This window comes from Streptomyces palmae (assembly GCF_004684805.1).
Taxonomy (GTDB): Bacteria; Actinomycetota; Actinomycetes; order Streptomycetales; family Streptomycetaceae; genus Streptomyces; species Streptomyces palmae.
The window spans coordinates 1-6585 of sequence record NZ_SRID01000378.1 but is presented as its reverse complement, the minus strand read 5'-3'; the positions used below and the strand labels follow the sequence as shown (position 1 = coordinate 6585).

Below are 6585 nucleotides of genomic sequence, written 5' to 3'. Positions count from 1 at the left end.
GGTGAAGTCGACGTTGGCGGTCTCCTTGACGAGCTTGGAGACCTTGCCGACGCCGCCGCGTGGATCGTCGGCAAGGTCTCCAAGCTCGTCAAGGAGACCGCCAACGTCGACTTCACCAACGAGGCCTTCCTCCGCCAGTACGCCGTCGTCTTCGCCGCCTCCACCATCCTCACGCTCATCCTCTGGCTGCTGGCCGTCGCCAAGCGGGCCATCCGCGGGGTGCCGTTCACCGAGGCGCTCTCCGAGGCCATCGGCTTCCTGTGGCTGACCGTCCTGGCCTCCGCCTTCACCCCGCTGATCCTCTACACCGTGGTCTCCGCCACCGACGCCGTCACGGATGCGATCGCCTCCGGCACCGGGGCCGACAACGACCAGTTCTTCAGCTCGTTCACCGCCGCGCTGAAACGGGACGAGGACATCGGCGGCGGCCCGATCATGCTGATCGTCGTGTCGCTGGTCACCATCCTGGCCGCCGGCGTGCTCTGCCTGGAGCTGGTGATCCGCGCCGCGCTGCTCTACGTGGGCGCGCTGCTGGGCACCGCCGTGTACGCGGGCCTGGTGGACAAGAACATGTGGGGCCACGTACGCCGCTGGGCCGGCATCATGATCGCCGTCATCCTGGTCAAGCCGGTGATCGTGATCGTGTTGGCACTGGCCGGCGCCCTGTCCACCTCCGACGAGGGACCGGACGCCTTCTCCGCCGTGGTCTCCGGGCTCTCCATCATCATCCTGGCCATCTTCGCCAGCGCGATGATCTACCGCTTCGTCCCCGGGTTCGGCGACGAGATCGTCAAGGCCCGCAGCGCCAGTGCGGACCCGGCCTCGCGGCAGGCCGCCGCCATCGTCAGCTCACCGGCCTCCCTGGTCAAGCAGGGCATCAACACCCACAGCGCCCGCGCCACCGGCACCGGCGTCAGCGGCAACGAAGGCGCCCGGGCCGGCCAGCCCAAGCCCGCCAACCCGGTCTCCGGCGGCGTGGCCGCGCACAGCACCCGCAACCCCGCCCCCTCGGGCGGCGGCGGGGCCGCCCCTGCGCCCCGCACCCAGAACACCAACCCCACCAGCAACAATCCGGGAGGTGACCGGCGTTGACCCTGGATGCCCAGTCCCATCCCATCGCGCCCCGCCGTACCTATCTGATCGGCCGCGCCCGCCCCAACGCGATCGTCGGCAAGAACCGCGAGTCCGGCGAGATCGCACTGATCATCGGCGGCGCGTTCGTGGGCATGATGTGCGGCCTGCTCGTGCCGGTGCTGATGCTGCGCATCGTCACCCTGGTCGGCTTCCCCACGGTGGCGCTCGCCGCGGTGTACGTGCCGTACAAGGGCCGCACCTTCTACAAGTGGTTCGAGATCAACCGCTCGTACAAGCGCCAGGTGCGCAGGGGCGCCACCTACCGTTCGGCCGCCGCCGAGGCCGGCACCCGGCTGGACGGACGGGAGATCGAGATCGGCCCGCCGCCCGGCATCGGCCGCATAAGCTGGCTGGCCGCGCCGTTCGGGCCGGACGAGATCGCCGTACTGCTGCACGCCGACCGCCGTACCGTGACCGCCGCCATCGAGATCGAGGGCCCCGGTGTGGGCCTGCGCGACTCGGAGGACCAGGAGGCGCTGGTCGACCGGTTCGGCACGCTGCTCAAGCACGTGGCCAACGGCGACGGCTTCGTGACCCGCATCCAGATGCTGGCCCGTACGCTGCCCGCCGACCCGGACGCGCACGCCAAGGACGTGGAGCGACGCGGCGACCGCGGCGCCCCCGACTGGCTCAAGGACTCCTACGACCAGCTGCAGTCCATGGTGTCCACCTCCTCCGAGCAGCACCGCGCCTACCTGGTCGCCTGCATGCACTACACCCGCGACCTGGCCTCCGAGGCGCAGGCCATCGCCAGGGCGGCCCGGCACAGCGGCGGCGGCCGGAAGCTGGACAAGGACGCCGGCCTGGCCGTGGTGATGGCCCGCGAGCTGACCGACATCTGCGCCCGCCTCGCCGAGGCCGACATCCGGGTGCGCCAACCGCTCGGCCAGAGCCGGCTCTCCTCGCTGATCCACTCCATGTACGACCCGGACCACCCGATCGACCACATCCAGGCCATGAGCGAGCGCAACGCCTGGCCCGCCGAGCTGGACGCCACCGAGCCCACCTACCTCCAGGCCAAGACCCGGGAGTCCAGCACCCGCGAGCCCTGGTGCCATGCCACCGCCTGGATCAAGGAGTGGCCGATGACCCCGGTGGGCGTCAACTTCCTCGCCCCGCTGCTGGTCCACACCCCGGACGTGATCCGCACGGTCGCGGTCTGCATGGACCTGGAGCCCACCGAGGTGGCGATCGAGCGGATGCTGACCGAGAAGACCAACGACGAGGCCGACGCCAGCCGGGCCGCCAAGATGAACCGCACCGTCGACCCCCGCGACATCGCCGCCCACGGCCGGCTGGACCAGCGCGGCGAGGACCTGGCCAGCGGCGCGGCCGGGGTGAACCTGGTCGGCTACATCACGGTCTCCTCCCGCCACCCGGAGGCCCTCAACCGCGACAAGCGCACCATCCGCGCCTCCGCGGGGAAGAGCTACCTGAAGCTGGAGTGGTGCGACCGCGAGCACCACCGGGCCTTTGTGAACACCCTGCCGTTCGCGACCGGCATCCGCCGATAGGGTCCGCCAGGACCATCAGGACCGCGCAGGACGAGGACGTAGGGACGAGAGGGGCTTGGCCGTGGTCGATCCGATGGGCGCCATCACCGACGCCTTCACCAGTTTTCTCTTCGGGAAGGTGGAGACGACCCGGTTGCCGGTGCGCACGTCGACGGGGCAGGCCCAGGCCGTCTATCTGCCCACCGCGGCCCCCGGACTCGGTGACTCCGGGGTCATCATCGGCCGCGAGGTGTACTCCGGCAAGGGCTACATCTACGACCCGTTCCAGCTGTACGGTCAGCAGCTGCCCGCCCCGCACTGGCTGGTGCTGGGCGAGTCCGGCAACGGCAAGTCGGCGCTGGAGAAGACCTACGTACTGCGGCAACTGCGCTTCCGGGACCGCCAGGTGGTGGTGCTGGACGCGCAGGGCGAGGACGGCGTCGGCGAGTGGAACCTCATCGCCCAGCAGCTGGGGATCACCCCCATCCGGCTGGATCCGATGGCCGCCCTGGACGGCGGTATCCGGCTGAACCCGCTGGACCCCTCGATCACCACCACCGGCCAGCTCGCCCTGCTGCGCACCATCATCGAGGTGGCCATGGGCCACGGCCTGGACGAACGCTCCGGCTTCGCGCTCAAGGTCGCCCACGCCTACGTCAACGAGACCATCGTGGACCGCCAGCCGGTGCTCACCGACATCGTGGAGCAGCTGCGGCACCCGGAGGCAGACTCCGCCGATTCCATGAACGTGGACATCGACGACGTACGGGCCTGGGGCCTGGACGTCGCCCTGGTGCTGGACCGGCTGGTCGACGGTGACCTCCGCGGCATGTTCGACGGCCCGACCACGGTGGGCATCGACCTGGACGCCCCGCTGATCGTCTTCGACCTCTCCCATATCGACCGCAACTCCATCGCGATGCCGATCCTGATGGCGATCGTCGGCGTCTGGCTGGAGCACACCTGGATCCGCCCGGACCGCAAGAAGCGCATCTTCCTGGTGGAAGAGGCCTGGCACATCATCAACAGCCCGTTCGTCGCCCAGCTCTTCCAGCGCCTGCTGAAGTTCGGCCGGCGACTGGGCCTGTCCTTCGTCGCCGTGGTCCACCACCTCTCGGACGTCGTGGACGGCGCGGCGGCCAGGGAGGCCGCGGCGATCCTCAAGATGGCGTCCACCCGCACCGTCTACGCCCAGAAGGCCGACGAGGCGCGGGCCACCGGCCGGGTCCTGGGCCTGCCACGCTGGGCCGTGGAGATCATCCCCACGCTGACCCCGGGCATCGCCGTCTGGGACGTCAACGGCAACGTCCAGGTCGTCAAGCACCTGATCACCGAGGCCGAGCGCCCCCTGGTCTACACCGACCGGGCCATGACCGAGGACGGACTGGCGCTGGAACTCGCCCGCGAGGCGGAGGCGGAAGCCGAGGAGCGGGCGTCGGCCGTGGAGCGCGGCGTGGGCGCGGAGGCCGCGTACGGCGGTCCTTCCTACGGTTCGACGGTGGCCTGACGTGGCCGGGGACCTCAGACGCGGCGGCCCCGAGGAGCCACGCCAGAGCGGCGGCGTCCCGGACGGCCTGCTCGTCGGCGTGCTGGGCTTCCTGATCGGCCTCACCCTGCTGGCCTGGTCGGCGACCGGCCTGTCCGCGCTGCTCTCGCACGGCGCCTGGCCGGACCGGGTGTCGTTCATCCGTACGCCCATGGCCATGCGGCATCTGGTCGGCCAGCCCCACGACCTGCCGGGGGCCTGGCCCGACACCCCGCCCGAGCAGCTCTCCGGGTACGGGCTGTTCTGGGGCATCTTCATCAGCGAACTGCTGGTGCTCCTCGTCCTGACCGTCTTCGCCATCGGCACCGTCAGCCGGTACCGGCTCGTCCGGGCCCGCCGACGCGCGGAGGCGGCCCAGGCCCGCGCCGCCGGCTCCCCGCACCCCGACCAGCACACCCACGGGCCCCAGCCGTACGGACCGCGGCACACCGAGCGTCCCCCGGACGCGGAACCGCCTGTCGGCGCCGGGCTCCACCACGCCCCCGCCCCGAGCTCCCCGGAGACCTCCGGCACGACCACCGGCGGCACCGGTACGCCGCCCGCCGCCCCGGCCGCGAGCGCGGCACCGCCCACACCGCGGGCTCCAGTCCTCTCGGACGGCCAGAGCGGCCCGCTCCCCTCCCCGGCGGTGCCGGCCCCCCGGTCCAGCGTCTTCGCCTCGCCCGAGCCCTCCCTGCCGCGCATCGTCTACGGCGCCCAGCGTGGGGACGCGGCCGTCCGGACGGTGCTGGACGCGGAGGGCCCGGTGCTGGTGGTCACCAGCGACCCCGGGCTGTGGAGCGCCACCAAGGACACCCGCGCCAAGCTGGGCCCGACCCATGTCTTCGACCCCGCGCACCTGGTGGACACCCCCTCGCGGCTGCGCTGGAACCCTGCCGCGGGCTGCGAGGCGCGGGATACCGCCGCCATCCGGGCCACGGCCCTGCTGGCCGCCGTACGGCCTGCGCACGCCCTCGACAAGCCCACCGCGGAGGCGGCCGAGACGCTGCTGCGCTGCTGGCTCCACGCGGCGGCGGTGGACGGCCGTCCGTTCCGCCAGGTGCACCGCTGGGCCCAGGGCACCGGGGCGCACGAGCCGGTACGCATCCTCCGCACCCACCCCAAGGCCGCCGGGGGCGCCGCGGGCGAGCTGGAGGCCACGCTCACCGCACACCCCCAGCGGCGGGACCAGGCTCAGGAGTTGACGGCCCGAACGCTGGAGGCGCTGTCCTCCATCCACATCAGGGACGCGTGCAATCCGGGCCGCGCCGACGAGCTCGCCCTGGAGTCGTTCTTCACCGAAGGGGGAACGCTCTACCTGGTGGGCGAGTCCATCGAGGACCCCCGGTCCCGCCCGGGCGCGATGCCGCTGCTGACGGCGCTCGCCGCGAGCGTGGTCGAACGCAGCCGACGCACGGCCGAACGGTCCTCCTCCGGGCGGCTCGACCCACCGGTGACCCTGGTCCTGGACGACGTCGCCGCGGTGGCTCCGCTCCCGGCCCTGCCCGATCTCATCGCCCAGGGCCCGGCTCAGGGCCTGCTGACGCTGGCCCTGATGCGCTCCCAGGAGCAGGCGCGTTCCCGCTGGCCGAACCGCGCCCTGGTCCGCTGACGCCCGCTCTCCCGTTCGAGGCCTCGATCCCCGTACCGGCTGTCCCTTCCCCCGGTACGGGCCGGGGCAGCGCCATCTCCACCTCCATCGCCGACGGTGCCTTGGGGTCGGGCATCATCGCGCCCGTCCTGGCGAACCCCAGCTTCCGGTAGAAGGCCTCCGCGCGCGGGTTCTCTTCGTGCACCCACAGCCGCACCCGCTCGATACGGGGTGAGGGACGCTCCCAGGCCCAGCCGATCGCGGCCTCGAACAACCCGCGCGCGAGTCCGGTGCCCCGGTGTTCGGGAAGCAGATAGACGCTCACCAGATCGACCGTGGAAGCCGGTTCCGCCGGCTCGACCAAGGCGATGATCATCCCGACCCAGCGGCCGGCGGCCTGGCCCTCAGCGGCGGTGGCATCCGCGGGGGAGCCTTTCCGGTCCGCGATGCCGATGAAGGTGGTGATGCCGTCCCCGGCAGCGCTTCGTTCGGCCCGCTCCCGCCATACCCGCTCCTCATAAGCGGCGGCGTTCGCATAGGTCTCGTTGAAGGCGACCCGTGCCACCGGGTCGGCCAGCGCCGCGAGCCTCAGCTCCCGGAGCGGCTGCCACTCGTCGGCCTGGATGGCCCTGATGGTGTATCCCATCGGCCGATCTTAGGCACAAAAAAAGCCGTGTCCCTCGGAATTAATCCGAGGGACACGGCTTCACAATTTGTTCGGCGGCGTCCTACTCTCCCACAGGGTCCCCCCTGCAGTACCATCGGCGCTGAAAGGCTTAGCTTCCGGGTTCGGAATGTAACCGGGCGTTTCCCTAACGCTATAACCACCGAAACACTATGAA

General features: G+C 71.4%; 5 protein-coding genes and 1 rRNA gene. 4 read left to right on the top strand and 2 right to left on the bottom strand.

Features of this window, described 5'->3' with window-relative positions; genetic code table 11:
• From E4099_RS27100 to E4099_RS27085, 4 genes are all read left to right on the top strand, one after another.
• The coding region (locus E4099_RS27100) for a hypothetical protein (RefSeq protein WP_245245204.1) at positions 1-1092 on the top strand (1092 nt) is incomplete at its 5' end.
• A 2-nt stretch (positions 1093-1094) separates the two neighbouring features.
• Complete coding sequence (locus E4099_RS27095) at positions 1095-2648, top strand: SCO6880 family protein (protein ID WP_135341757.1); 1554 nt, start codon at positions 1095-1097, stop codon at positions 2646-2648.
• Positions 2649-2709: 61 nt separating this feature from the next.
• A complete protein-coding gene (locus tag E4099_RS27090) occupies positions 2710-4134 on the top strand; it encodes an ATP-binding protein (protein WP_135341756.1) in 1425 nt (474 codons plus the stop codon).
• A 1-nt stretch (position 4135) separates the two neighbouring features.
• A complete protein-coding gene (locus E4099_RS27085; protein ID WP_135341755.1) occupies positions 4136-5764 on the top strand; it encodes a type IV secretory system conjugative DNA transfer family protein in 1629 nt (542 codons plus the stop codon).
• Here E4099_RS27085 and E4099_RS27080 read toward each other — a convergent pair.
• Positions 5664-6389: a GNAT family N-acetyltransferase gene (locus E4099_RS27080; RefSeq protein WP_135341754.1), complete on the bottom strand. Its 726-nt coding sequence runs from the start codon at positions 6387-6389 to the stop codon at positions 5664-5666. The two genes, E4099_RS27085 and E4099_RS27080, sit on opposite strands and share 101 nt — an antisense overlap.
• A 69-nt stretch (positions 6390-6458) precedes the next feature.
• A 5S ribosomal RNA gene (gene rrf, locus E4099_RS27075) occupies positions 6459-6575 on the bottom strand.
• Between the last annotated feature and the right edge of the window lie 10 nt (positions 6576-6585).